We start from the raw sequence: 26334 nt of genomic DNA, 5'->3' as shown, positions 1-26334 counted from the left end.
TCCCCGCCCCTCCCGGGCGGGCACCGGCCGGGGCGGGGCGGCGCACCCCATGCCGGCCCGACCGCCCGGCGAGCGGACGCGCGGGCTCCGGGCTCCGGGCTCCGGCGTCCGAGCTCCGGCGGATCTTCACAACTGTGCGACGGCTTCGCCCCCATCGCCGGGCCCGGCGGGGGCACGATGGACCTCAACGGCCCTCCGGTGGGTGATCCTCGTCCGGTCAGGGCTCCGCAGGTGCCCCACAGGAAGAGGACGACCGTACGTGACCCCCCACAGCAGCCCCTTCGGATCGGTCGGCGAGCGCAGGCTGCAGGACCATCTCGGCAACACGGAGCGGGCCGACGCGTTCTACGGACGGCAGGTGCAGCCGCAGCTCACCCCCCGGATGCGGCGCTTCATCCAGCAGCAGACCATGGTCTTCCTGTCGACCGCGGACGCCCGGGGCGAGTGCGACTCCACCTTCCGCGCGGGTCCCCCCGGGTTCGTCGTCGACCTGGACCGGCACACCCTGACGTACCCGGAGTACCGCGGGAACGGGGTGATGGCGAGCGCCGGGAACATCACCGAGAACCCGCATGTCGGCATGCTCTTCATGGACTTCACCCACCACCACATCGGGCTGCACGTCAACGGCACCGCCCGGCTGCGCACCGACGAGGAGCAGCGGTACGCCCATCCGCACCTGCGCACCGACACCGCGCCCGGGCGGCGGCCCGAACTGTGGGTGCACATCACGGTCGAGGAGGCGTACGTGCACTGCTCGAAGCACATCCCGCACCTCGAACCGGCCCCGCGTCCGCGGCTCTCCCCCGACGAGCGCCCCAAGGACGCCGAGTACTTCGTGGCTCCGCGGCCCTCGGCTCCGCCGGCCGGCGTGCCCGGGTCCCACGAGGAGGAGACCCACGACCGGTGCCTGCCGGGCCTCCCCCTCGCCGCGCCGGTCAGAAGCGGACAGGGTCGCGGATGAGGGGGCAGGTCATGCAGTGGCCGCCGCCCCGGCCCCGGCCGAGTTCGGCGCCGACGATGGTGACGACCTCGACACCGGCCTTGCGGAGCAGGGCGTTGGTCTGGGTGTTGCGGTCGTAGGTGAAGACCACACCGGGCTCCAGGGCGACGGCGTTGTTCCCGCTGTCCCACTGCTGCCGTTCCGAGGCGTAGACGTCACCTCCGGTCTCGATGACCCGCAGGTCCGGCAGTCCGAGCGCACCGGCGACCACGTCGGTGAAGGCGCGGGAGCCCTCGTCGGTGATGTCGACGGGGAACCTGCCGCTGCCGGGCCGCAGCGAGAAGGTGTGGACGCCGTCCATGATGCGCGGGTAGAGGGTGACGATGTCGCGGTCCGCGAAGGTGAAGACGGTGTCGAGGTGCATCGCCGCCCGCAGCTTGGGCATCCCCGCGACGACGACGTGTTCCGCGGCGCCCTGCTCGAACAGGGCGGCCGCCACCTGGGTGATGGCCTGGCGCGAGGTGCGTTCGCTCATGCCCATCAGGACCACTCCGCCGCCGACGGGCATGATGTCGCCGCCCTCGAACGTCGCCTGCCCCCAGTCCCTCTCGGGATCGCCCCACCACACGGTGGAGTCCTTGAAGTCGGGATGGAACCGGTAGACGGCCTTCATCAGCAGCGTCTCGTCGTGGCGGGCGGGCCAGTACAGGGGGTTGAGCGTGACGCCGCCGTAGAGCCAGCAGGTGGTGTCGCGGGTGTAGAGGGTGTTGGGCAGGGGCGGCATCAGGTACTCGCGGACCCCCGTGGACTCGCGGGCCAGGGCGACGTAGGCGGGCCGGAACTCGTCGGGGAGGTCCGTGGTGGCGAGGCCGCCGACGAGGAACTCCGCCAGCCGGCGCGGCTCCAGGGTCTCCAGGAAGGCCCGGGTGGAGTCGACGAGCCCGCCGCCCACCTCGTTGGGCACGATCTTCCGGTCGAGCAGCCAGTCCCTGGCCCCGGGGAGCGCCATCGTCGCCGCCAGCAGGTCGTGGAGTTCGACGACCTCGACTCCGCGCGCGGTGAGCTCCTTCACGAAGTCGGCATGGTCGCGCTGTGCGTTGTCCACCCACATCACGTCGTCGAAGAGCAGATCGTCCGCGTTGGTCGGGGTGAGCCGCCGGTGCGCCAGGCCGGGGGCGCACACCAGGACCTTGTGCAGCCGGCCCACTTCCGAGTGCACGCCGTGCGCACGCCGGGCGGGCGTGTCCGTCCCGTGCGTCGTCCCACTCGCCATCCCGAGGACCTGCCTTCCCGACGAGGGCCGTGCCGGATCGCGCAGCCCACCCTGCACACGATGACCGATTCTGCCAGCTAAGTCCCGAATGCCCGGCCAGCGCGCCGCCCCGCGTACCGTCCCCGCCGGTCAGCGGCCACGGACATGCACGACGGCCGGAGGCCTGCCAGCATGAACAGGGGTTCGACACCGGGCGCTCCCGTATCCGGTCCGCGGATACGCCGTCCCGCCCGGCACGTCCGAGCATGGGAGCCGCGCATGAAAGCACTCCAGTACCGCACCATCGGCGGTCATCCCGAGGTGGTGGACGTCCCGCAGCCGACGGCGGGTCCCGGGCAGGTCCTGCTGAGGGTCACCGCGGCGGGAGTGTGCCACTCCGACGAGTTCGTCATGAACGTCCCCGAGGAGGAGTACACCTTCGGGGAACTCCCCCTGACACTGGGACACGAAGGGGCGGGAATCGTCGCCGAGACCGGGGCCGGCGTCACCCATGTCGCGGTCGGTGACGACGTCGCCGTGTACGGGCCGTGGGGCTGCGGCCGGTGCCTCAACTGCTCTGCGGGCAAGGAGAACTACTGCACCCGGGCCGCCGCGGAGGGAATCCTCCCTCCCGGGCTGGGCGCACCGGGCGCGATGGCCGAGTACATGCTCATCGACGACGCCCGCCATCTCGTGCCCCTGCACGGCCTGGACCCGGTGAAGAACGTCTCGCTGACGGACGCGGGCCTGACGCCGTACCACGCCATCAAGAAGTCCCTGCCGAAACTCGGCGCGGGCAGCACGGCCGTCGTGATCGGCACCGGCGGACTCGGGCATGTGGCGATCCAGCTGCTGCGGGTGCTCTCCGGCGCCGTGGTGGTGGCCCTCGACGTGAACGAGGAGAAGCTGGACCTCGCACGTCAGGTCGGGGCCCACCACGCCCTGCTCAGCGACGCCGGGGCGGTCGCGGGCATCCGCGACCTCACCGACGGGCTGGGCGCCGAGGCGGTCTTCGACTTCGTCGGCAGGCCGGAGACGGTCACGACGGCCGGAGCGGCCGCCGCCGTCGAGGGCGACGTGTCCATCGTGGGCATCGGCGGCGGGCTGCTGCCGGTGGGCTTCGGGGCGATCGGCTACGACGTCGACGTGCGCGCCCCGTACTGGGGGTCGCGCAGTGAGCTGATCGAGGTGTTCGAGCTGGCCCGGCGCGGGCAGGTCGAGGTGGAGGTCGAGACGTACAGCCTGGACGACGCACCCAAGGCCTACGAACGGCTGGCGGCGGGCAAGGTCCGCGGCCGCGCGGTGATCGTCCCGGGCGCATGATGCGGTGACCCCGGCGGGACCGGGGTTCGGGGCGCGGGCGCGTCGGGGCGGGAGCGGGGCGCGTCCGGCCGCGACGGGGACGGGGCGGGCGCGTCGGGCCGCTACGGGGGCGGGCGCGTCGGGCCGGGGCCGGACCGGGCGCGTCGGGGCCTGGCGGGGAAACCCCACGAGGGAGGCAGCGGTGACAGCGCACCGGAGCCCCGAGGAGCGCGCGGCGGCCGGGAGAGCCGCCCGCAAGCGCCTCCCCCGCTCCTCGCACGGCGCCTGGATCCCCTCGGCGGACCGGCCCGACCCCGTCGCGACGCTGCGGCGCCAGGACGGGGGCCGGGTGCCCGAACTGCTCCCGCTCCGCTACGCCAGGATGGCCGCCTCGCCCGGGGCCTTCCTGCGCGGCGCGGCGGCGGTGACGGCCGCGGACCTCGCGGCCCTGCCCCACAGCGGTCTCGTGGTGCAGCTGTGCGGAGACGCGCACCTGCTCAACTTCGGTCTGCACACCGGCCCTGACGGGACGGAGGTGATCGACGTCGACGACCTCGGCGAGACGTTCCCCGGCCCGTTCGAGTGGGACGTCAAGCGACTCGCGGCGAGCGTCGCGGTCACCGCGCTGGACAACGGCCACGATGCCGCGGCCGCCGGGCGGAGCACGAGCGCCGCGGTCCTCGCGTACCGGAGCACCATGCGCCGGCTGGCGGGGCTCGGCGAACTGGCCGCCTGGTACGGGCGCGTGGACACCCGCGGCATGCCGCCGTCCACCGCTCCCGGGCGCGGCCACCGCGAGGGGCACGACGATGCCGAAGGGCGGCGCACGGAACTCCCGCCGCTCCGCCACCTGTCGGAGGCGGCCGGCGGACGCCTGCGCTTCGTCGCCCACCCGCCGGTGCTGCAACCCGCCCGGGACGCCGACCGGTCGGTGCTGCTCAAGACCTTCGCCGACCACCGTTCCACGCTGGCCGGGGAGCGGCGCCGTCTCCTCGGCCGTTTCCACGCGGTGGACGCGGCGCGCACGTCGGCCGGTGTCGCCGGGGTCGGCGTCCCCTGCTTCGTGGTGCTGCTGGAGGGCAGGGACGCCGGAGATCCGCTGTTCGTCGAGTTCAAGGAGGCCGCCGCCTCGGTGCTGGAGGCCCACCTGGGGCCGGGGCCGCACCCGCACGCCGGCCGCCGGGTGGTGGCGGGCAGCTGCCTGGTCCGGGCGGTCGACGACCCCTTCCTGGGGTGGGTGACCGGACCGCAGGGCCGGCACTTCACCTGGCGGCGGCTCAACGACGTCCGGGGGCCGTCGGAGGTGCCCGCCATGTCCCCGGCGGAGCTGCGGCGGTACGCGGCGCTCTGCGGTGCGGCCCTCGGACGGGCGCACGCCCGCGGCGGGGACCGGATCGCGCTGGCGGTGTACCTGGGGGCCGGGGACTCCTTCGACCGTGCGGTCCGCGACTTCGCGCTGCGCTACGCGGACCGCACGGCCGCGGACCGTGCCGCACTGCTCGCGGCACTGTCGTCGGGCACCCTGCCGGCCGCTTGCCGCGGTGGACCGGAGCCGCCGGTACCGGAGTTGCTCACCGGGCGCCGAAGCGGGACAGGTCCACACCGAACGGCCTGACCTGGTAGCCGGCCGGCCGGTCGTGAGGGGGCGGCCCGGCTCCCGGAGGGCAGGGGGCCGGGCCGACCCGCCCCTCGGGAACGCTGCGGCCGTCGTCGCGCCAGGAGCGCACCAGCGCGTCGTAGACCGGCGCCGGCGGCGGAGTCGGCCCCTGCGGGGGCGGTGTCGCGTGCATGCCTTGTCAACGGGCGACGCCCCCGCAGGGGCGCGCCCGGGACTGTACAGACCCGCAAAGTATCCATCGGATAACGAATCAATGTTTCCCGGGGCATAGTCCACAAGATTCAGACATTTTGTTCCGCAGTCAGACGCCGGAAGCGGCGCGGGAGCAGGCTTCGACGCGCTCGGCGCCGCCGCGATGGCCGGGATTCACCCCCGGACGCGGACGGTCTGACGGCAGCACAGGTCAGATGTGCGGGCCCCCGCCGGCGCATCGCGAAGGGGGCCGCCGGATGCGACCCGGCGACCCCTGATCGACCGCCCCGCAACCAGAGATGGGGAAGGCCTTGAATCAACAGGTTATCCGAAGAAGTCCCCGGTCAGCGCCCGAGTTGACGGTCCAGCACGCCCGCGAGGGCGACGGACAGGCGTTCGCGCTCCTCTACGACGCCTACCGCCAGGAAGTCCTCGGCTTCGTCCGCTCCCGGGTCCATGACGCGCATCTCGCCGAGGACCTCACAAGCGATACGTTTCTGCGGGCGCTCGGCGCGATCGGCCGCTACTCGCCCACCGGCGCGGACATCGGCGCCTGGTTCTGCGCCATCGCCCGCAATCTCGTCATCGACCACTACCGGTCGTCGCGGGTGCGCCGGGAAGTGCTGGTCGCCGACAGCCGGGTCTTCGGCACCGGCACCGCGGCCTCCGCAGAGGACAGCGCCCTCGCCGTGCTGCTGCGCGAGCCGGTGCGGGAGGCGGTGGCCGCGCTGCCCGCGCAGCACCGGCGCACGATCGTGCTCCAGTACTGGGCGGGCTGGCCGAACGACCGCATCGGCGAGGCGCTGGGCGGGCGCACGCCCGGCGCGGTGAAGGCGCTCCGCCGCCGGGCCCTCAGCCGCCTGGGCACGGTCCTCGGGCCGGACATGGCTCCCGGGGCGGCCCCCCTGCGGGACCGGACCTCATGAGGTGGCCGGGGCGCGCGCGCCACTCCCCTCGGCCTCCCGCGGGGCGTACGCCGGTGCTCCCCGTGACCGTGCCCGGCTTCACGGCGGAACCGGGGCGGCCGCTGGCACCGGCCGACGCGCACCGGGTGCTGCTCCACTGCGCGCTGGACGCGGCCGGCATCCGGCTCACGGAGGCGGACCGGCGGGCGGTCGGCGACATCGCCGCGCTGGACTTCACGGTGGTGAACAGCGTGATCGGCTGGCTGGCGGCGACACCGCTCCGCGGCTGAGCGGCGAAGCCGAGCGGCGCGGCGCGCGCCGCGACCACCGCACATCCGGGCCGGGGCCACGGCCGAACCGCGGCCCCGGAACCGCACGGTCGGCACGGCGGCGGCAGCGCAGACGGCAGGGCCGGGGGCCGGACGCGCGGCCGGCGCGCGGGGTCCGAGGCCACCACCACCGCACGCCGCTCCAGGAGCGCACGCGACGTCACCAGGGAGTACGCGGTGTCGAGAAGGGGAGCTCCGGACGCGCCAGCGACACGCGGCCCGACCGCACGAACCGCATGGCCCGACCGGACGGCCGGACCGCATGGCCGGACCGGCGGCCGGGCGCGCGGTACAGCCGCGCGGCCGGACGCCTGTGCCGCACCGTGACGCCGGGCGCGCGGTCGAGCCGAGCCGCGTGACGCCCTGCCGCGCCGTGACCCGTCCGGACGCCCGGCAAGCCGTGCCGCGGGGTGTCGCGGTCAAGCCGTGCGGCCTGCGCCGGGACCGCTGTCCGGGCCCCGCGCAGGCAGCCGGACGCGCCGCCTCCCCGGCGGCTACGGCAGGGGCTCGCCGCGGGCCGTGATCCAGAGGTCGTACCACTCCTCGTGCGAGAGCCGGGGCTCGCCCTGCGCGGCGTCCGCGCAGGCGCGGATGCGGTCGGGGCGCGCGCTGCCGATCACCGGCACGATGCCCGCGGGGTGGCGCTGGAGCCACCACAGCAGCACGGTCTCCGGTGTGGTGCCCTTCGCCTCGGCGAGCGAGGCGACCAGGCGGGCCGTCGCCTGCTCGGCGGCCGTCTCCTGACGGCCGGAGTAGCGGCCCTGCGCGAGCGCGCCCCAGGCCTGCAGACCGACCCCGTGGGCCACGCAGTGCTCGACGGTGCCCGGCGGAATCCCGAGCGCCGCGGCCGCCGGAGTGTTGACCAGGACCGCCGACTCCAGCCAGTCCCGCCGCGCCAGGCTCATCTCCAGCTGGTTGGCGACCAGGGGAACGTCGAGGCGGGACCGCAGGGCGTCGATCTGCGCGGGACCCATGTTCGACACCCCGAAGGAGCGCACCAGGCCCTGGCGGTGCAGGTCGGTGAGGGCTGCGGCGATGTCGTCCGGGTCGGCGAGCGGGTCGGGGCGGTGCAGGAGCAGGACGTCGATCCTGTCGGTGCGCAGCCGGGTCAGGCTCTCCTCGACGCGGCGCGCGATCGCCGGGCCCCGCAGGTCGTAGATCCCGGGGCGCTCGCCGTCGGCGAGGCGGATGCCGCACTTGGTCTGGAGGACGATCCGGGAGCGCAGCCCGGGAGCGCGGGCGAGTATCTCGCCGAAGACCGCCTCCGCCTTGCCGTGCCGGTAGATGTCGGCGTGGTCGAAGGCGGTGATCCCGCTCTCCAGTGCGGCGGCGACCGCCGCCTCGGCATGGCCGATGTCCTCGGCGCCGTAGGGCTCGGCGTCCCAGCTTCCGCCGAGTCCCATGCATCCGTAGAGCAGGCCGTGCCCGCCGCCGTCCTCGTCGGCCGTCACCTCGTGCGTCCCGTCCGTCCCGTTGATCGTCACGGCGGTCACCCTATGCGGCGGAGCGTACGGCCGGGAACCGGACACCGGTCGTGCCGTTGCGGTGACCGCGTGCGCGCGCGGTGGGCCGGGAGCCCGGAGGCTCCTACCCTGGAGGAAGGCACATTCACGACGTATGACTCCTGACGGCTGTCGGGCGGGTGGCCGCTCAGGGCTTCGGGAGGAGAGCTGTGATGACCGGAGCGATCGACGCGGCCGCGGCCGACCGCGCCCTCAAGAGCAGGCACCGGGCGATGTGGGCGCTGGGCGACTACCCGGTGGTGGCCGCCGAGCTCATCCCCCAGCTCGGCCGCCGGCTGGTTGCCGCCTGCTCCGTGCGCGAAGGACAGCGCGTGCTGGACGTGGCCGCCGGATCGGGCAACGCCGCCGTCCCCGCCGCTCTCGTGGGGGCGCAGGTGGTGGCGAGCGACCTCACACCCGAACTCCTGGAGGTGGGGCAGCAGTCCGCGAAGAGGGCGGGCGCGCTGCTCGAGTGGCGCGAGGCCGACGCGGAGGCTCTGCCTTTCGACGACGGGGAGTTCGACACGGTGATGTCGTGCGTGGGCGTGATGTTCGCTCCGCACCACGCGACCGCCGCCGCCGAACTCGTCAGGGTCTGCCGCCCGGGAGGCACCATCGGCCTCGTCAACTGGACGCCCGAGGGCTTCATCGGCCAGATGTTCGCCGCCATGAAGCCGTACGCCCCCGCACCGCCGCCAGGAGCCCAGCCGCCGCCGTTGTGGGGGCAGGAGGAGCATGTGCGCGCGCTGCTCGGGGACGGTGTGACCGATCTCGGGATGCGGCGCGAGACGGTCACCGTGGACCGGTTCGCCACGCCTGAGGCATTCCGCGACTTCTTCACCACGTTCTACGGGCCGACCATCGCCGTCTACCGCAACATCGCGGACGACCACGAGCGGACCGCGGCGCTCGACGGCGAACTCGCGGCCCTCGCCCGCCGGCACGCCGGCCCCTCGGGTGCCATGGAGTGGGAGTACCTGCTGGTCACCGCCCGCAGAAGCGCCTGACACCGGCGCACAGGGGCACCGAGCGAGCGCCGGGGCACTCCGGGTTAGGGTGCGGGGTGCCTCCTTCGCCCCGGCCCGTTCCCGCACGTGGCCCCGCGTCCGCCGGACCCACGTCAGCCGGTCCCGCGTCCGCCGATCCGGTGGATCCCGCGGCGGTGTCTTGCCCGGTCGCGCTGCGCGACGCCCCGTTGCTGACCCGCGAGGAGAGCGGCGGACGGTGGCCGATGCTGCTGTGGACGCCGGGCCGGGAGATGCGCATGATCTCCAGCGCCCTCCTCGGCGGCGGCACCGGCGAACGGAACTGGGTCCTCAACGCGCAGGTGCCGCCCGGCTACCGGCGCATGGACCCCGGGGCCCATCTCACCGCGCTGGCACGCGCGGCAGGGGCTCGCGGCCCGGGGGTAGGCCTGATGACGGCGGCGGACGTCCGCGCGCGCCGCTGGGCAGCCGACGGCGGCGTCGAGGCCCTGGTCACCGCCGGCATCGGGGTACGGGGGTGGGCCGCCGTGCCCACGCCGGGCGAACCGGGCCGGCAGCGGGCGGGCACCATCAACATCGTGGTCTCGGTGCCCGTGCCACTGAGCGACGCCGCCCTCGTCAACGCCGTCGCCACCGCGACCGAGGCCAAGGTCCAGGCCCTGCTCGACGCGGGCGCCGACGCCTCCGGCACACCGACCGACGCGGTCTGCGTGGCCGCCCTCCGGCCCGTGGCCGGAGAGCCGGCCGAGCCGTTCGCGGGACCCCGCTCGGTATGGGGGGCGCGGGTGGCACGCGCCGTGCACGAAGCCGTCGGCGAGGCGTGCCGGGCGGCCCTGCCCCACATCCCCGGTCCGGCCGCACGTCCGTGAGACACGGCACCGCCCGTCGTGCGTGAACGCACCGCCGTGCGCCGGGCGTGAGTACAACGCCACACGCCGGACCTGAACGCACCGCCACACGCCGGACGTGAGCCCATCGCCGCCCGGGGCTCCGGCGGCGCGTGCGACACCGGTGATTACGCCGATGCCACCCGGTCCCGCGGGCCCCGACAGTGGCACCGCCATCGAACACGGCGGCGCCACTCGCGGGATCCCCGACGGCCCCGGTCCTCCCCGGCCGGGCGGCCGTTCCCGCGGGGCCGCCACGACCGAGAGGACGACTCCGTCGTGCAGCTCACCCCCACCACCCCCTCCCCCACATCTGCCGCATCCGCCCCGGCCGGCCGCTCAGGAACGCGGCGGCGCCGCACCCTCGTGGCCGGACTGCTGGCCACGGCGGCGGCCGCGGCACTCACCACCGTCGCCGTGCCCGGCGCGCAGGCCGCCGACAACCCCTACGAGCGCGGACCCGCCCCCACCACGTCGAGCATCGAGGCCGTGCGCGGCTCGTACGCCGTCTCCCAGACAAGCGTCTCCTCACTGAGCGTCACCGGCTTCGGCGGCGGCACCATCTACTACCCGACCAGCACAGCGGACGGCACGTTCGGCGCCGTGGCGATCTCGCCGGGATTCACCGCCTACCAGTCGTCGATCGCCTGGCTCGGACCGCGCCTCGCCTCCCAGGGCTTCGTCGTCTTCACCATCGACACCAACACCACCCTCGACCAGCCCGACAGCCGGGGCCGCCAACTGCTCGCCGCCCTCGACTACCTGACGCAGCGCAGCTCGGTCCGGGGTCGCATCGACACGTCCCGTCTGGGGGTCATGGGCCACTCCATGGGCGGCGGCGGCACCCTGGAAGCGGCCAAGAGCCGGCCCTCGCTCCAGGCGGCGATCCCGCTGACCGGCTGGAACCTCGACACGAGCTGGCCGGAGATCACCACGCCGACCCTGGTCATCGGCGCGGACGGCGACACCGTCGCCCCGGTCGCCTCGCACTCGGAGCCGTTCTACCAGTCGCTGCCGAGCTCGCTGGACAAGGCGTACCTGGAGCTGAACAACGCGAGCCACTTCACGCCGAACACGTCGGACACGACGATCGCGAAGTACAGCATCTCCTGGCTCAAGCGCTTCATCGACAACGACACCCGCTACGAGCAGTTCCTCTGCCCCATCCCGCGGCCCAGCCTCACCATCGAGGAATACCGCGGCACCTGCCCCCACACCTCCTGACCCGACACCCGCACCACCCGCACCACCCACGCCCGGAACCACCCCGCACCACCCTCGGCGCTCGACGCAGCACCACCCACCGTGAGCCGGCACCACCCCGGACGGCGGCCGCGCACGACGCGCGGCCGGCGTCCGGCCCGGGGACCGGCGAGAGCGCCGGCGCCGCCAGGGCCACGGCACCCCGACAGTGGCCCTCCCGCACACCACCGCGTCACCGTGCGCGGCCCTGCGCGCGTCCCGTCCACGGGCCGGGACGCGCGCGGGGCGGCACGGCGCACGCCTTCCGAGAGAGGACGGGACCCCTCGTGCCGCAGGACAGGAACCGCATCGCAGGAACCACCGCCACACCCCCGGCCGCCACGGCGTCCGCCGACCGGGCCGGACGGCGCCCGCACCGCAGACTGATGGCCGGACTGCTGGCCACGGCGGCGGCCGCGGCACTCACCACCGTCGCCGTGCCCGGCGCACAGGCCGCCGACAACCCCTACGAGCGCGGCCCGGCCCCGACCACGTCGAGCATCGAGGCGCTGCGCGGCCCGTACGCCGTCTCCGAGACCAGCGTCTCCTCGCTGGGCGTCACCGGCTTCGGCGGCGGCACCATCTACTACCCGAGGACGACCACCGACGGCACCTTCGGCGCGGTCGTCATCTCGCCCGGATTCACCGCCTACGAATCCTCGATCGCCTGGCTCGGACCGCGCCTCGCCTCCCAGGGCTTCGTCGTCTTCACCATCGACACCAACACCACCCTCGACCAGCCCGACAGCCGGGGCCGCCAACTGCTCTCCGCCCTCGACTACCTGACGGACCGCAGTTCGGTGCGTTCCCGGGTGGACTCCTCGCGGCTCGGTGTGATGGGCCACTCCATGGGCGGCGGCGGCTCGCTGGAGGCCGCGAAGACCCGGCCCTCCCTCAAGGCCGCGATCCCGATGACCCCGTGGAACCTCGACAAGTCGTGGCCCGAACTCCGCACCCCCACGCTGATCTTCGGTGCCGACGGGGACACGATCGCACCCGTCGCCTCGCACGCGGAGCCGTTCTACCAGTCGCTGCCGAGCTCACTGGACAAGGCGTACCTGGAGCTGAACAACGCGAGCCACTTCGCCCCGAACACGTCGGACACGACGATCGCGAAGTACAGCATCTCCTGGCTCAAGCGCTTCATCGACGACGACACCCGCTACGAGCAGTTCCTCTGCCCCATCCCGCGGCCCAGCCTCACCATCGACGAGTACCGCGGCACCTGCCCCCACACCTCCTGACCCGACACCCCGCACCACCCGCACCACCCACGCCCGGAACCACCCCGCACCACCCGCACCACCCCCGGACGGCGGCCGCGCACGACGCGCGGCCGCCGCCTCCGTGTGTCCGCACCCGTGCGCGACCGCCCCGCGGCGGCGGCGGGCGGCGCGGCCCCGTCCGCCTGTGCGGGCGCACAGTGTTGCCCCGCCCGGCTTGGGAAGCCGGCCAGGACGAGACCGGCACACTCCGGTCGTCGGCGCAGGTCAGAGGGGTCTCTACCATCGGCCGGGCGCCCCGGGCAGCGACTTCCCCGAAGGGTTACGCGGACGTAACGTACCGGGCGTGACCGGAGACATGACCGCACAGGATTCCCTGCGGCTGTACGGCCGCACCACCGAACTGGCCGACGTGGCCGCACTGCTGGAGCGGCTGCGGTCCGGGCCGGGCGGCGCCCTCGTCGTCGCCGGGGACCCGGGGCTCGGGCGCAGCGCGCTGCTGGAGCACGCGACGCGCGGCTTCGGCGCCGGCCCGGCGCTGCTGGTCCGCGCCGATCCGGGCGAGCCCGGCGGACGCCATCTGCCGTCCGGCGGGCTGAGATCGATGCTCGCCTCCCACACCCGGGTGCTCGGCCCCGCGCCGCGTTTCCCGGACGGGCCGCCGGAACCCGCGGAGCTGCTCGACGCGCTCGGCAGCCGCCGGGGAGCCGGCGAGCCGCTGCTGGTCTGCGTCGACGACGCGGACCTGTGGGACGCCGGGTCGCGCGCCGCCCTGGGTTTCGCGGCGCGCCGCGCCGGCCGGCTGCGCGGCGTCGGGCTGCTCCTCGCGGTCGCCGGCCGGCGGGTGGACAGCCCGGAGTTCGCCGGGGTGCCCTCCGTGCGGCTGCGCCCGCTGGACGACGTCGCGGCGGGCGCGCTGCTCGACGAGCTGACCGGCGGCTCGTGCCCGGCGGCGGTGCGCGAGGAGCTGCTGCACGAGGCGGCCGGCAACCCCGCGCTGCTGACCGCCCTGACGGACCGGCTGACGGTGCCCCAGCTGTCGGGGGTCGAGCCGCTGCCGAGGCCGCTCGCCGACGGCGACGTCCTGATGCGCGTCGCTGGCGGCCGGCTCGCCGAACTCGCTCCGGAATCGGGCACCTTGCTGCTCCTGGTCGCGGCGGCCCAGGAGCTCGCCCCCGACGGCCCCGGCGCCGACGCGGCGCTGGTGCTGCGTGCGGCGGCGGCCGCCGGGGTGCCGGCACGGGCGCTGGACCAGGCCGAGGCGGCCGGGATCGTGCGGAGTGCCGGCAGCAGGATCCGCTTCGACGATCCCCTGTTGCGGCGCGCGGTCCACGCGGGTGCGCCGCTGTCGCGCCGGCGGACCGCGCACAGCCTGCTCGCCGCGGCACTGCACGGTGTGCGGCACCGGCTGCCGCGCCTGCTGCACCGGGCGATGGCCGCGCAGGGGCCCGATCCTCGGCTCGCCGCGGTCCTCGCCGCCGTCGCGTCGGCACCCGACCTCCGGGCCGGACACGGAGAGCTGGCGGTCGCCCTCTCCCGGGCGGGCGAGCTGTCCGCCGCAGGCAGCGCGCGCACCGCCCGGTTCGCCGCGGCGGCCGAGCACGCCCGGCTGGCGGGGCTGCCGCACCGCGCCCGGGAGCTGCTGGCGGCGGCGGACGAGGGGCCGGCCCATGACGCGGTCCGCGGCTCCGCCGAACTGGTGCGCGGCACGCTGACGCTCCAGGACGGTCCGGTCGGGGACGCGTACGGCAGCCTGGTCCTCGCCGCGTCGCTGCTGGGCCCCTACGATCCGGAACGCGCCCTGGTGGCACGGCTCACGGCCCTGGCGGCGGCCTGGTCGGGAGGCGACCTGGCCGCCTGCGTCGCCGGTCTGTCCGGTGTCGGTCCCGGGCCGGCGGACGACTACCGCACCGGCATGCTGGCGGCCCTCAACGCCCGGCTGGACGAGGCGCGGGCTCCGCTGCGCCGGGTGATGGAACGCGCGGAGGCGGAGAGCGATCCCGAGCGCCTGGTGCAGGCCGGCAGCGCCGCGCTGGTGCTCGGCAACATCGCCGGGGCGTGCCACCTGGGTGCACGGGCGCTCGCTGCGGCGAGGGCTCACGACGCCGCGGTGTACGTGCCCCGCGCCCTGGAGCAGCTCGCTTACGCCGAACTCCGCGCGGGCCGGCACAGCCGGGCACGGGCGCACGCGGAGGAGGGCCTGCGGGTGGCGCACCGCGCCGGGCAGCGCAACACGGCGGCCCACCACCACGCCGTCCTCGCCTTCGTGGCGGCCGTGGAGGGGGACGCGGCGGCGGTCGAGCGGCACGCGGACGCCGCCATGGCGGTGGCCGGCCCGCACGGCCTCGCGCAGGCGGCGACGCTCGCGGAGTGGGCGCGGGGGCTCGGGGATCTGGGCCGGGGACTGGCCGCGGAGGCGGTGGCACGGTTCGGGCCGCTGGTGCGGCCGGGGCACCGGACCGGGCACTTCGCGCTGCGCTGGCTGGCTCTGCCGTGCTTCGTCGAGGCGGCCGTCCTGGCCGGCGAACGGGACGAGACGGCCGCCGCGGTGGAGGAGTTCGCCCTGTGGGCGGCCCAGGGAGCCGACCCTCAGGCGTCCGCCCAGCTGGCCCGCTGCCGGGCGCTCCTTGCCCCGGTGGCCGCGGCGGAGGAGCACTGGGCCCAGGCGCTGGCCCGGCACGAACTCGCGGGCGGGGACTTCGAGCGCGGGCGGACGCTGCTGCTGTACGGGAAGTGGCTGCGCCGCCGGCGGCGGCTGCGGGAGGCGCGAGGGCGGCTGCGGGACGCGCTGTGCGCGTTCGAGCGGTGCGGAGCGCTGGTGTGGGCGGACCAGACGCGGGCCGAGCTGCGGGCGACCGGCGGTGCGACGGGCGGGAGCGCCGGCCCGCTGGAACGCCTCACCCCGCAGCAGTTGCGGATCGCGCGCTGCGTCGCCGACGGCGCGACGAACCGGGAGGTCGCGCTGCGTCTGTCGGTGAGTCCCCGGACCGTCGACCACCACCTGCGCAATGTGTTCGCCGCCCTCGGGGTCCGCTCGCGCGTCGAGCTCTCCCGCCTCGTCGACCGCGCGGAGACGGGCGCGGCACCCGGCTGAGGGCGTCCGGCCGGGGGCGCTTGCGGGCACCGGCCCCCGGGACGCACACCGGTGCGGCGGACACCGGCCCCGGGCACACCCACGCACGCGAAGGCATCCACCCACCGCGGCACGAGGGCACGCACACCGGCCCGCTCACGGAGAACACCCCCACCCCGGGGCACGCGCCCGAAGGCGCCCGCCCGCCACGGCACCGCCGCCCGCCCGGCGACCGGCCCGGGCGCCCGGCAACACCCCGGCCCGGCGCAACCGCCCCCGGGAACACCACACCCGCCCCGCGCCCCACGGTCCGTCCCCGCCCCCGCGTCCCACGGTCGGTCCACGCCACCCGCCAGGTCCCCGGAGCGCCGTCCGCGGCATTCCGGAAAAATCTTCCGGTCGCAGCTCTAGGGACCGACCGGACGGTATGCGATCCTTCGGGTTCGACGCATGTCCGGTTCGCGGGGCTCTCCCGTCCGCCGGACGGCACCGATTTCGGTGGAGGGCCGCGATGCAGCATGTCGTACGAAGCCGGATCCGGGCTCTGCCCGACGTCCCGTCCGCTGTGGCCCACGGCTCCGTGCGGGTCCGCTCGCTGGTCAACGCCGAGGCGCTCGGCGTGCTCCACCGGGCCGCCCGGGTCCTGCTGGACGACCTGCCCGAGCTGACCGACCGGCTCGTCGCCGAGCTGCGCGAGCAGGAACCCGCCTACCAGGCCGCGATCGAGTCCGACGCGGCCGACGTGTGGCAGGAGGTGCACCGGTCGCTGCGGCACAGCGTGAGCTCCCTCATCGACCCCCGCAGCAGCCGGGACGCGGCCCGCCGCTGTTCGTGGAAGATCGGGGCCGGACGCGCGGAGCAGGGACTGCCGCTCGACGCGCTGCTGCACGCGTTCCGCCTCGGCGGGGCGCTGGTGTGGCAGGGGCTGGTCGAGGAGACGGCCCGTCACCACCCCGACGACGTACGGCTGCTGGTGCACGTGGCCGCCGACGTGTGGAACTTCGTGGACGAGCACTGCACCCTCGTCGCCGAGGCGTACCGCCAGGTGGAGCGCAGGCTGACCTGGCGCCGTGAGAACAGGCTCCGGGTGATGACGGCCGCGCTCCTCGACGGCACGACCCGCATCGCCGATCTCGCCGAGGTCTCCGCGGCGCTCGACCTCCCCGAGCAGGGGCGGTACGCGGTCGTCCTCGTCGACGGCGGCCCGGGGGCCGCCTACGCGGGCACCCGCCCCGCCGCCGGACTGCCGGGGCTGCGGATGGTCTGGCACACGGGTGCGGACGTGGAGCTCGGCATCGCGCTGCTCTCGGGCGAGGACGGCGACGGCGGCGCCCTGGACCGGCTCGCCCGGGAGGTCGCCGGACCGCCGGGCGCACGGATCGGCATCAGCTCCGCGGTCGACGGCCTCGCCTCGGTCGGTGACGCGCGCCGCCTCGCCGAGACCGCGCTGCGGGCCTGCCCCGAGGGCGGTGGGACCGTGCTCCTGGACGAGCACCTGCCCGCCGCGCTGGTGGTCTCGGCGCCCGCTCTGGGCGCGGCGCTGGCGGACCGGGTGCTCGGGCCGCTGCTGCGGCTCGACCCCTCCGACCGGGACCTGCTGCTGGACACGCTCGCGGTGTGGCTCGACTGCGGCGGGTCGGCCCAGCGGGCGAGCAGCCGGCTCTACTGCCACCGCAACACCGTGCTCAACCGGCTCCGCCGCTGCGAGCAGCTGACGGGCCGTTCGCTGGCCCGCCCGGCGGACGTCGTCGAGATCTCGCTCGCCCTGACGGCCCGCCGCCTGCTGCGCGTCTGACGGCGGACGCCTTCGCGCCGGGGTGGCGTTCGCGCCCGGCCGGCCCGTTGTGAGCCCGCACAGCACGGCCCCGGACGTGCCGTGCGGGTGCACCGCCGTCGCCTTCCGGGCTGGTCGGCGCCCGGGGCGCGTGGTGCCGTGGCCGTCATGTCGATTCCCCGTGCGCACCACCCGCGCGAACTGGGCCGGGCTTCCGGACTGCTCGCCTTCCACCTGGCACTGATCGCGGTCGGAGCCGTGACGGGCGGCATCGCCGCGCCCGTGCTGTTCCTGCTCACCGCGGCCGACGCCGGTCTGCTGCTGTGGTGCCTGGTGGGCTTCACCACCGCGGGCCGCGGTGTCCGGGGCGCGGACGGCGAGGCGTCGTGAACGGCGGGAGCATCGACGGACACGCCCTGGCGCTCGTCCTGTTCGTGGCCTTCGTGTCCGTGTCGCTGCTGCTGTGCGGGCTCGCGGCCGCGGACTCCGACGACCCCGAGCAGTTCTACACCGGGAGCGCCACCGCCCGGCCGGCGGCGAGCGGTCTGGCCGTGGCCGGCGACTACATCTCGGTCGCCACCCTGCTGAGCACGACCGGGTCGGTCGCGCTGGTGGGATACGACGGCGTCCTCTTCGCCTTCGCCACGGTGCTGTCGCTGACCCTGCTCGCCCTGGTGCTGGCCCGCCCGCTGCGCGGCAGGAACCGTTTCACCCTCGGCGACCTGCTCTCCGAGCGGCTGGGCGAGCGGTCGGTACGCGTCGCCATGGGCGTGGCGGTGCTGGTGACGGTGATGCCGCTGCTGGTCGTCCAGCTGGCCGCGGCGGGCGAGATCATGACGGTGATGCTCGACCTCCCGGGCGACGCCCTGACCGGCTGCACGATCGCCACCGGCGCGCTGATGGTGTGCTTCTCCGCCTCGGGCGGGATGCGGGGCACCGGTTACGTGCAGATCCTCAAGACGGTGGTGCTGGTCGGCGCCGTGCTGCTGCTCGCCGGACTGGTCCTGAGCCGCTTCGGGTGGAGCCCGCCGGCCCTGTGGGACGCGGCGGCCGAGGGCAGCGGGCAGGGGTCGGCGTACGGCACACCGGGTCTCCAGTTCGGCGACTCGGTGACGGGCACCCTGGACCTGATCGGCTTCCACATGACCCTCGCGCTCGGCGCGGCGTGCATGCCGCACGTGATGATGCGGCTCCACCCCGTGCGCAGCGGCCGTCATGTGCGCGCGACCATGGGGTGGGCCGTGGGGGCCGTGGCCCTCGTCTGCGGCGGCGTCGTCGTGGTCGGACTGGGCGCCGCCGCGCTGGTCGGCGCCCCGGCGCTGCGGGCGGCCGACCCGGCCGGCGGCACCGCGCTGCTGATGGTCACGGCCGCCCTGGACCCGGGGGTGGCTCCCGCGCACAGCGTGCTCTTCGCGATCGTGGCCATCGCGGTGTTCGCGACGACCCTGGCCGCCGTCGCCGGCATCGCCGTGGCGGCCGCCGCCTCGGTGGCACACGACCTGGCGCCGTCCGCACGGCGCAGAAGCCGGACCGCGGGGATGCCGGAGACGGGGCGGGCCCGGCGCGCGGTGCTGGCCGTCGGGGCCGTCGCGGTGCTGCTGTCCGTCCTGGCTCAGCACCGCAACCCGCAGATCCTGTTCTCGTTCACGTTCGCGGTCGCCGCCTCGGCGATCGCGCCGGTGGTGCTCTGCGTGCTCTTCGTGCCCGGGACGACCGCGCGCGGGGTGCGCTGGGCGCTGTACGGGACGCCGCTGCTCACCGCGGTGCTGATGGCGGTGTCGCCCGCCACGTCGGGCATCCCCACGGCACTCTTCCCCGGGCACGACTTCCATGTGTTCCCGCTCCAGACGCCGGGGCTGGTGACGATCCCCGCCGGCTTCGCGCTCTGCCTGCTCGGCTCGCGTCTGCGGCGGCGCGGTGACGGGCGGCCCGGACGGTCCCCGGACGGCCCGGCCCACTGGGCAGCCGCACAGCAGCCGGCCGCCGAGCCTGGGAACCGGCCCTGAGCCTGCTCCGGCGCCTGTACGGGGTCGTCGCGGCCGTGTTCTCGTAGCGCCGTCCCACTCCCCTCCGTCCGACTCCGCCGCCGCGCGGAACCGAGGAGCCGTGATGCCCCAACCACCCCCCGACAGCCGTCCGGCCCTGCACGTCGATGCTCTCGACGTGCAGTACGGCCGGGCCGTGACCGCGCTGCACGGTGTGCGGCTCGAGGTGCCCCACGGCGGGGTCGTGGCCCTGCTCGGCGCCAACGGCGCGGGCAAGACGACTCTGCTGCGCGCCGTCTCCGGGACGCTGCGGATGCACCACGGGGCCGTCACCGGCGGCACCGTCCGCTACGGCGACGTGACCCTCGACGGCCGGGACCCGGTCGCCGCCGTGCGCGCCGGTGTGGTGCAGGTGCCGGAGGGCCGGCGGGTGTTCGCCGGGCTCAGCGTCGACGAGAACCTGAAGGCCGGCGGGCTCGGTCTGGGCCGCCGCGCACCGGCCCAGGTGCGCGAGGCCCGGGACCGGGTGTTCGGCCTGTTCCCCCGGCTCGCCGAGCGCACCGCCCAGCGTGCCGGGCTGCTGTCCGGCGGCGAGCAGCAGATGCTCGCCATCGGGCGTGCGCTGATGGCGGCCCCCCGGCTGCTGCTGCTGGACGAGCCGTCGCTCGGGCTCGCCCCGCTGATGGTGGAGCGGATCGCCGAGGTCGTGCGGGAGATCAACGCCCAGGGCACGTCGGTGCTGCTCGTGGAGCAGAACGCGGCGATGGCGCTGGCGCTCGCGGACGAGGCGTACGTCCTCGACGTGGGCGAGGTGCGGCTGTCCGGACCCGCCGCGGAGCTGGCCCGCACGGACGCCGTGCGCCGCCTGTACCTCGGCGAGGACCCGGCGGCCGAGCCGGCCGGAGAGGTGTCCGGAGAGGTCGCCGGCCCGGACGCCGTACGGGCCGTCCCGGCGGCCGGCGGCGAAGGGCAGGGCGCCGCGTGAGCACCACTCCCCCGCCGCCGCTGCACGTCCGCGGCGTCACCGTGCGCTTCGCGGGCCTGACCGCGCTCGACGACGTCTCGTTCACCGTCGCGCCCGGCACCATCCACGCGCTGATCGGCCCCAACGGTGCGGGCAAGTCCACCTGCTTCAACGTCCTGTCGGGTCTGACCCGCCCCGACTCGGGGTCGGTCTGCCTGGGCGAGCGGGAGCTGACGAGCCTGCCGGTCCACAAGATCGCCACGCTCGGCGTCGCCCGGACCTTCCAGAACATCGTGGTCACCGCGGGAACCGTCGGCGACAACCTGATGCTCGGCCGGCACACCCTGTCCCGGGCCGGCTTCGCGGCGAGCGCGCTGCGTCTGCCGCGGGCCGTCCGCGAGCAGCGCGAGCACCGGGCGCGAGCCCGTGAGATCGCCGAACTGACGGGCCTGGGGGCGCTCTTCGACAGCCCCGTGGCCCTGCTCTCCTACGGGGACCGCAAGCGGGTCGAACTGGCCCGTGCGCTCTGCCTCGAACCGCGCGTCCTGCTGCTCGACGAGCCCGTCGCCGGCATGAACGGCGGCGAACGCGCCCGCACCGTCGAGGTCCTGCGCACCGTGCGCGAGGAACTCGGCCTGTCCGTACTGCTGGTGGAGCACGACATGGCACTGGTCATGCGCCTCGCCGAGGACGTGACCGTCCTCGACTTCGGGCGCCGGATCGCCGCGGGGGCACCCGATGTCGTGCAGGCCGACCCGGAGGTCCGCCGCGCCTATCTCGGCGCCCCCGCCACCGAGGAGCGAACCCCATGAACACCGTGCTCGACATCGTGCTGAACGGGCTGGCCCTCGGCTCGGTCTACGCCCTCGTGGCGCTCGGCTTCGTCATCATCTTCAAGGCCTCGGGCGTGATGAACTTCGCCCACGGCTCCCTGCTGCTGCTCGGCGGCTACCTGACCGCGGTCCTGCACGAGCACATCGGCTTCGCGGGCGCGCTGGCGGTCGCGGTGCTGACCACGGCCGCGGTGGCCGGGCTGGTGGACCGGGTGCTGCTGCGGCGGCTCGGCACCGATCCGCACACCGCGCACGTGCTGACCATCCTGACGATCGGTGTGGACATCGTCCTGATGACCGATCTGGCCCGCCGGATCGGCGGTGACCTGCTGTCCCTGGGCGACCCGTGGGGCGGCTCGGTGGCCACGTTCGGCTCGGTGACCGTCGCCCACAGCAGGATCGCGGCGATCGTCACCTCGGTCCTGGTGATCGGCGCCGTGTTCGCCCTGTTCCGGTACACCGGCTGGGGCCTGTCGCTGCGGGCGGCGGCCGAGGACCGGGAGGCGGCGGCCCTGATGGGCATCCGTCTGACCCGCATCCGCACGCTCTCCTGGTGCCTGGCGGGGCTGCTCGCCGCGCTCGCCGCGGTGTTCCTCGCCGCGTTCCCGGCGCCCGGCCTGGAGCGCACCACGGGGCAGATCGCGCTGAAGGCGTTCCCCGCGGCCATCCTCGGCGGGATGACGTCACCCCCGGGGGCGCTCGCCGGAAGCCTGCTGATCGGGGTCACCGAGGCCGTCGTCGCGGGCTACCAGTCCGAACTGTCCGTTCTCGGCGACGGGTTCGGCGACGTCGCCCCGTACGCCGTGATGGTCCTGGTCCTGCTGGTGCGGCCGGCCGGACTGTTCGGCGCGAAGGAGGCCGTCCGTGTCTGACCGCATCGTGAAGGCCGCGGGCCTGGTCCTGCTCTGTGTGCTTCCGCTCTACGTCGACGCCTTCTGGCTCCAGGTGGGCCTCTTCGCGATGGCGGCCGCCATCGGCGCCGTCGGGCTGAACGTGCTCTCGGGCACCGCCGGCCAGCTCTCCCTCGGCCACGCCTTCTTCCTCGCCGTCGGCGCCTACGGGTACGTGTGGCTGGCGGGCGAGCCCGGGCCCGGCCTGCCGCCCTCCGTGGCCATGGTCCTCGCGGTGGTGCTGGCCGGTGTCGCGGGCGGGCTGTTCAGCCCGGTCGCCGCCCGGGTGCGCGGTGTCTACCTCGGAGTGGCCACGCTGGCGCTGGTGTTCATCGGCCACCATGTGATGCTGAGCGCGGAGCCGGTCACCGGCGGCTTCAACGGCCGCTCGGTGCCGCCGATGGAGATCGGCGGCTTCACCTTCGCCGCCACCGATCCCGAACTGGTCGTCCTCGGTGTGCCGTTCGGCGCCGAGGAACGGCTGTGGTACCTCGGCATCGCGCTTCTCGCGCTCACCTGGTTCACCGCCCGCGGCATCCTGCGCGGCCGCCCCGGACGGGCGCTCACCGCACTGCGCGACAGCGAGACGGCCGCGGCCGTGATGGGTGTCTCCCTCGCCCGGCACCGCTCGTCCGCGTTCGTCCTGTCGTCGATGTACGCGGGCCTCGCCGGAGTCCTGCTCGCCCTCGCGTTCCGGCGGATCGTGCCCGACTACTTCGGGCTCGCCCTGTCCATCGACTATCTCGCGATGATCGTCATCGGCGGTCTCGGCTCGGTGGCGGGCGCCACCGCCGGCGCGGTGTTCGTCACCGCGCTGCCGCTGCTGATGGCCCGGTACGCCGACCAGCTTCCCCTGGTCGCCGCGCCGGGGGCCCCGGGTCATGCCGTGGGTCCGACCGAGGCGTCCCGCTACCTCTACGGCGTGGCGATCATCCTCATCCTGCTCTTCGCCCCCGACGGCCTGCACGGTCTCGCCCGCAGGGCACGGCAGCGCCTGCGCCGCGGCTCCTCCCGGGCTCCGTCGCCCGCCGCTGCCGAACCGTCCGCATCCTCCGGCCCCGCCGCCCGACCCAAGGAGCACATCTCGTGAACCGCACCGCAAGAACCGCCATCGCCGTCTCCTGCGCGACCTTCGTGATCGCAGGCGCCGGATGCAGCACCAAGTCGGGTGGCAGCTCGACCGACGACGCCGGAGCAGACGGGGTCAAGGGCGGCCCCGGGGTCACGGCGGACGCCATCACCCTGGGCGCGCTCACCGACCTCAGCGGCCCCTACGCCACCCTCGGCAAGAGCATCGTGCAGGCACAGCAGATGTGGGCGGACGAGGTCAACGCGCAGGGCGGCATCTGCGGCCGCAAGGTGTCGATCACCGTCAAGGACCACGGCTACGACGTGCAGAAGGCGGTCTCGGCCTACACCGAGATCTCGCCGTCGGTGGTCGCCCTGCCACAGGTGATCGGGTCGCCCGTGGTCGCGGGTCTGCTGGACGACATCCAGCGCGACAAGGTGCTCACCTTCCCGCAGGCGTGGGCCGCCTCGCTGCTCGGCAAGGACGCCGTGCAGGTGCTCGGCACGACGTACGACATCGACATGATCAGCGCCGTCGACTTCCTGACCCGTACCAAGGGCGTCGCGAAGGGGGACAAGATCGGCCACGTGTACTTCGAGGGCGACTACGGCTCCAACGCCCTGGAGGGCTCCACCTGGGCGGCCGGCAAGGCCGGCGTCACGGTGGTCGGGCAGAAGATCAAGGCGACCGACACCGATCTGTCGGCCCAGGTCACCGCGTTGCGCAAGGAGGGCGTCAAGGCCGTGCTGATCAGCGCCGGTCCGGCGCAGACAGCCTCCCTGGTGGGCGTCGCCGCCTCCCGCGGCATGAAGGTGCCGGTGGTCACGAGCGCGCCGGGCTTCGCGCCGCAGCTGATGGAGACGCCCGCCGAGCCCGCCCTGGCCGCGATGCTCCATGTCGTCAGCGCCGCCCCGCCGGTCAGCTCGGACCTGCCGGCGGTGAAGAAGATGGTGGCCGACTACACGAAGAAGTACCCGGGCTCGCCCGTCGACTCGGGCGTGCTGTCCGGCTACAACGCGGCCCAGCTGATGGCGGCGGACCTCAAGGCCGCGTGCACGGCGAAGGACCTGAGCCGTGAGGGCCTGGTCAAGGCGCACCGGTCCCAGTCGGCGGTGGACACCGGCCTCGGCACGCCGCAGAACTTCTCGGACGTGACGCGCCCGGCGACGTACCACACGTACATCACCAAGCCGGACAAGAAGGCGACCGGGGGGACCGTCCTGGTGGAGGACGCCCACGAACTGCCCGCGTCCAAGGAGTACATCGAGTCCCGCGGCTGACAGCCGCCCCGGGCCGCTGCCCCGGTGTCCCGCTCCTGAGGGAGCGGGACACCGGGGCAGCTCCATGTGCCCCCACGGCGCGGGCGCGGTACGGCCTCGCGGGCCGGCGCGGGTGGGATTCCGGGGCGGGCGCGGTGCGCCCGTGGGCTACGGGTGCGCGGGCCGAGGCGCGGGTGCGGTGCGCCCCGCGGATTGCGGGTGCGGGCTGGGTCCGCCCCGTGGGTTGCGGGCGCGGGTCCGGTGCCTCCGCGCGGGCACAGGTGCGGGCTCGGTCCGCCCCGTGGCTTGCGGGTGCGGGCTCGGTCCGCCCGTGCGGCGAGTGAGCCGAAGGGGCGCGGGCGGTGCCGAAAGGGAGAGCGCGCGGAGGTCCCGAGGAACGAGGGACCGAGCACGGTCGACCGTCGGCACCGTCTTGAGCGCCCCGGAGGCGAACCGAGCCACCGAAAAAGCGTCAGCCCTGGCCCGGGAGGGCGTCGCCGGCGACCGCGGTGGTGTCGCCCGCGAGGTCGGTGGGGAGGGTGTCGATCCGGCTGAGAGCGTCCCCGGTGTTCAACGCCTCGTCGAGGGTGCCGGCCTGGGCCGCGGGCGGCGGGCTGACGGCGGCGATCACCGCGCCGGTGGCGAAGGACATGACGGCAAGGATGCTGCGCTTCTTCATGCCCCGTTCAACTGCGTCGGGGGCGCCGGGGACACGGGTTCCGCCCGGCGAACCGCGAGCGTTCGCGTCGGCGCAGGTCATGCGCCCGTGACGGCCGGGAATGATCTGGGCGGGCCCGCTCCGCGGGGGTTACGGTGCTGGCGTGCGCCTCCCGTCCGGGAGGGCCGTGCGGCGACGGAGGGGGACGTCCATGCAACCGGCGGCACGGGCCGTAGGCGCGGTGAACGGGCTCACGGCCCGCTGGGCGGCCTCCGCGGACGGTGACGACGCGGTCTTCTCCGCGCCCGGCGTGTGGCCGCTCCTCGCGCTGCTGTGCGACGCCGCGGACGAGCGTGCCGGAGCGGGGCTGGAGGAGGCCGCCGGCGTGCGCCGGGGCGAAGCGGCGCACGCAGCGCGGGAGCTGACGGCGGCTCTGGCGGGGGTGCGGGGTCTGCGGTCGGCGACCGGCCTGTGGGCCGCGGAGGGCCTGCCGCTGCGTCCGGGGTGGGTGGCGGGTCTCCCGGCGGACGTGCTGGGCCGGCTGACGGGTGACCCGGTGGCGGACGGCGCGGCTCTGGACGCCTGGGCGGCCGACCGCACGGGCGGGATGATCCGTTCGATGCCGCCGGTCCTGTCGGGGCGGACGCGCCTGCTGCTCGCCGCCGCGCAGGCGGTGCGCACGCGGTGGCTCCAGGGGTTCCGCGAGACCCGGCTGGCGCCGTCGGCCGGACCGTGGGCGGGCACGGCGTGTGCGGGGCTCGTCAGGACGACATCGCTGCCCGCCGCTCTCGGGGTGGCCGCGACCGGAGCGGGGCCGGTGTCCGTGCTCAGGGTGCTGGGCGACGCGGGGGTCGACGTCCATCTGCTGCTCGGCGAGGAGGGCATGGCGCCGGGCGCGGTGCTGGACGGCGGTGTCGGCGTGCTCACGGGGCGGTGGACGGCTGTTCCGGGCGACCGGCTGCCGGTCGGCGAGGCGGGTCCCGGGGTGGTCGTCGGGTCGGCCGCGGCGGTGCGGCCGGACGCGCAACTGCATGCCCTGGTCGTGCCGTTCCGGCTGCGCGCGGAGCACGACCTGCTGAAGCAGGAGGCGCTGGCGGGGCTCTCGGCCGCCCTCGGCGGGGGCGGGTGCTTCCCCGGGATCAGCCCGCGCCCCCTGGCACTCGACGCGGCGGCGCAGTCGGCGATGGCCGTGTTCGGCGCCGAGGGCTTCGAGACGGCGTCGGTCTCCGCCGTCGGTTCCCGGACGGGCGGCGCCGCGGCGTCGGCGCGCCATGTGGTGCGGCGGGTGGAGGCGGTCTACGACCGGCCGTTCGGGTTTCTCACGGTGCACCGCGCCTCGGGCCTGGCGCTGTCCGCCGGCTGGGTGAACCGGCCGGTGCCGTACGCCGTGCCCGGGCGGGGCGTCTGAGCGAAGGTCCCCGCGGGCGGGCGCCGTGGCGTCCGCCCGC

22 protein-coding genes are annotated in these 26334 nt (G+C 75.2%); 19 read left to right on the top strand and 3 right to left on the bottom strand.

The features are described from left to right. Window positions 1-259 precede the first annotated feature (259 nt). Window positions 260-964 (top strand): pyridoxamine 5'-phosphate oxidase family protein, encoded by a 705-nt coding sequence (locus IAG43_RS31680; protein ID WP_246574657.1) that lies wholly within the window; start codon window positions 260-262, stop codon window positions 962-964. Here IAG43_RS31680 and IAG43_RS31675 read toward each other — a convergent pair. Next, complete coding sequence (locus IAG43_RS31675; protein ID WP_187744069.1) at window positions 939-2216, bottom strand: arginine deiminase; 1278 nt, start codon at window positions 2214-2216, stop codon at window positions 939-941. The two genes, IAG43_RS31680 and IAG43_RS31675, sit on opposite strands and share 26 nt — an antisense overlap. A gap of 258 nt (window positions 2217-2474) precedes the next feature. Between IAG43_RS31675 and IAG43_RS31670 the strand changes: the two genes are divergently transcribed. The 4 genes from IAG43_RS31670 to IAG43_RS31655 all read left to right on the top strand — a co-directional run bounded on the left by IAG43_RS31670 (window position 2475) and on the right by IAG43_RS31655 (window position 6502). Further along, window positions 2475-3518, top strand: coding sequence for an NAD(P)-dependent alcohol dehydrogenase (locus IAG43_RS31670; RefSeq protein WP_187744068.1), 1044 nt, complete (start codon window positions 2475-2477; stop codon window positions 3516-3518). 181 nt (window positions 3519-3699) lie between these two features. Continuing rightward, a complete protein-coding gene (locus tag IAG43_RS31665) occupies window positions 3700-5112 on the top strand; it encodes a DUF2252 domain-containing protein (protein WP_187744067.1) in 1413 nt (470 codons plus the stop codon). A gap of 551 nt (window positions 5113-5663) precedes the next feature. After that, window positions 5664-6233 carry an RNA polymerase sigma factor gene (locus tag IAG43_RS31660; RefSeq protein WP_187744066.1) on the top strand — a complete coding sequence of 190 codons (570 nt, stop codon included), beginning with the start codon at window positions 5664-5666 and terminating at the stop codon, window positions 6231-6233. 62 nt (window positions 6234-6295) lie between these two features. Continuing rightward, the gene (locus IAG43_RS31655) at window positions 6296-6502 is read left to right on the top strand and encodes a hypothetical protein (RefSeq protein WP_187744065.1); all 207 of its coding nucleotides are present in this window, start codon (window positions 6296-6298) and stop codon (window positions 6500-6502) included. Between the two features lie 533 nt (window positions 6503-7035). On the opposite strand, the gene IAG43_RS31650 is transcribed toward IAG43_RS31655, so the two are convergent. Continuing rightward, the gene (locus tag IAG43_RS31650; protein WP_246574656.1) at window positions 7036-8025 is read right to left on the bottom strand and encodes an aldo/keto reductase; all 990 of its coding nucleotides are present in this window, start codon (window positions 8023-8025) and stop codon (window positions 7036-7038) included. 191 nt (window positions 8026-8216) lie between these two features. Between IAG43_RS31650 and IAG43_RS31645 the strand changes: the two genes are divergently transcribed. The 13 genes from IAG43_RS31645 (at window position 8217) to IAG43_RS31585 (ending at window position 24249) form a co-directional block, all read left to right on the top strand. Next, entirely contained in the window at window positions 8217-9050 is an 834-nt protein-coding gene (locus IAG43_RS31645; RefSeq protein ID WP_187744064.1) for a class I SAM-dependent methyltransferase, read from the top strand. A 224-nt stretch (window positions 9051-9274) separates the two neighbouring features. Continuing rightward, a complete protein-coding gene (locus tag IAG43_RS31640) occupies window positions 9275-9898 on the top strand; it encodes an adenosylcobinamide amidohydrolase (protein WP_187744755.1) in 624 nt (207 codons plus the stop codon). 297 nt (window positions 9899-10195) lie between these two features. After that, window positions 10196-11140: a bis(hydroxyethyl) terephthalate hydrolase gene (bdeA, locus tag IAG43_RS31635; protein ID WP_187744063.1), complete on the top strand. Its 945-nt coding sequence runs from the start codon at window positions 10196-10198 to the stop codon at window positions 11138-11140. A 404-nt stretch (window positions 11141-11544) separates the two neighbouring features. After that, entirely contained in the window at window positions 11545-12402 is an 858-nt protein-coding gene (gene bdeA / locus IAG43_RS31630) for a bis(hydroxyethyl) terephthalate hydrolase (protein ID WP_187744754.1), read from the top strand. Window positions 12403-12727: 325 nt separating this feature from the next. Then, window positions 12728-15475, top strand: coding sequence for a helix-turn-helix transcriptional regulator (locus IAG43_RS31625; RefSeq protein ID WP_343075694.1), 2748 nt, complete (start codon window positions 12728-12730; stop codon window positions 15473-15475). A 490-nt stretch (window positions 15476-15965) separates the two neighbouring features. Then, a complete protein-coding gene (locus IAG43_RS31620) occupies window positions 15966-17249 on the top strand; it encodes a PucR family transcriptional regulator (RefSeq protein WP_187744062.1) in 1284 nt (427 codons plus the stop codon). Between the two features lie 147 nt (window positions 17250-17396). Further along, window positions 17397-17618 (top strand): hypothetical protein, encoded by a 222-nt coding sequence (locus tag IAG43_RS31615; RefSeq protein WP_187744061.1) that lies wholly within the window; start codon window positions 17397-17399, stop codon window positions 17616-17618. Next, entirely contained in the window at window positions 17615-19234 is a 1620-nt protein-coding gene (locus IAG43_RS31610) for a sodium:solute symporter family transporter (RefSeq protein WP_187744060.1), read from the top strand. Before IAG43_RS31615 ends, IAG43_RS31610 begins: the two co-directional genes overlap by 4 nt. A 103-nt stretch (window positions 19235-19337) precedes the next feature. Then, on the top strand, window positions 19338-20198 hold the full coding sequence (locus IAG43_RS31605) for an ABC transporter ATP-binding protein (protein WP_187744059.1): 861 nt from the start codon (window positions 19338-19340) through the stop codon (window positions 20196-20198). Continuing rightward, entirely contained in the window at window positions 20195-20989 is a 795-nt protein-coding gene (locus tag IAG43_RS31600; protein WP_187744058.1) for an ABC transporter ATP-binding protein, read from the top strand. Before IAG43_RS31605 ends, IAG43_RS31600 begins: the two co-directional genes overlap by 4 nt. Then, on the top strand, window positions 20986-21882 hold the full coding sequence (locus tag IAG43_RS31595) for a branched-chain amino acid ABC transporter permease (protein WP_187744057.1): 897 nt from the start codon (window positions 20986-20988) through the stop codon (window positions 21880-21882). Before IAG43_RS31600 ends, IAG43_RS31595 begins: the two co-directional genes overlap by 4 nt. Continuing rightward, window positions 21875-22990: a branched-chain amino acid ABC transporter permease gene (locus tag IAG43_RS31590; protein WP_187744056.1), complete on the top strand. Its 1116-nt coding sequence runs from the start codon at window positions 21875-21877 to the stop codon at window positions 22988-22990. The genes IAG43_RS31595 and IAG43_RS31590 overlap by 8 nt, the downstream gene beginning before the upstream one ends. Beyond that, window positions 22987-24249: an ABC transporter substrate-binding protein gene (locus tag IAG43_RS31585; RefSeq protein ID WP_187744055.1), complete on the top strand. Its 1263-nt coding sequence runs from the start codon at window positions 22987-22989 to the stop codon at window positions 24247-24249. Before IAG43_RS31590 ends, IAG43_RS31585 begins: the two co-directional genes overlap by 4 nt. A gap of 451 nt (window positions 24250-24700) precedes the next feature. Here the strand turns inward: IAG43_RS31585 and IAG43_RS31580 are convergent, their stop codons facing one another. Next, window positions 24701-24907 carry a hypothetical protein gene (locus IAG43_RS31580; RefSeq protein WP_187744054.1) on the bottom strand — a complete coding sequence of 69 codons (207 nt, stop codon included), beginning with the start codon at window positions 24905-24907 and terminating at the stop codon, window positions 24701-24703. 190 nt (window positions 24908-25097) lie between these two features. Between IAG43_RS31580 and IAG43_RS31575 the strand changes: the two genes are divergently transcribed. Further along, window positions 25098-26294: a serpin family protein gene (locus IAG43_RS31575; protein ID WP_187744053.1), complete on the top strand. Its 1197-nt coding sequence runs from the start codon at window positions 25098-25100 to the stop codon at window positions 26292-26294. Window positions 26295-26334: the final 40 nt, after the last annotated feature.

The sequence above is a fragment of the Streptomyces genisteinicus genome, assembly GCF_014489615.1.
GTDB classification, from domain to species: Bacteria; Actinomycetota; Actinomycetes; order Streptomycetales; family Streptomycetaceae; genus Streptomyces; species Streptomyces genisteinicus.
The sequence above is the reverse complement of the archived record's forward strand: the minus strand, read 5'-3'. Positions and strand labels throughout refer to the sequence as shown.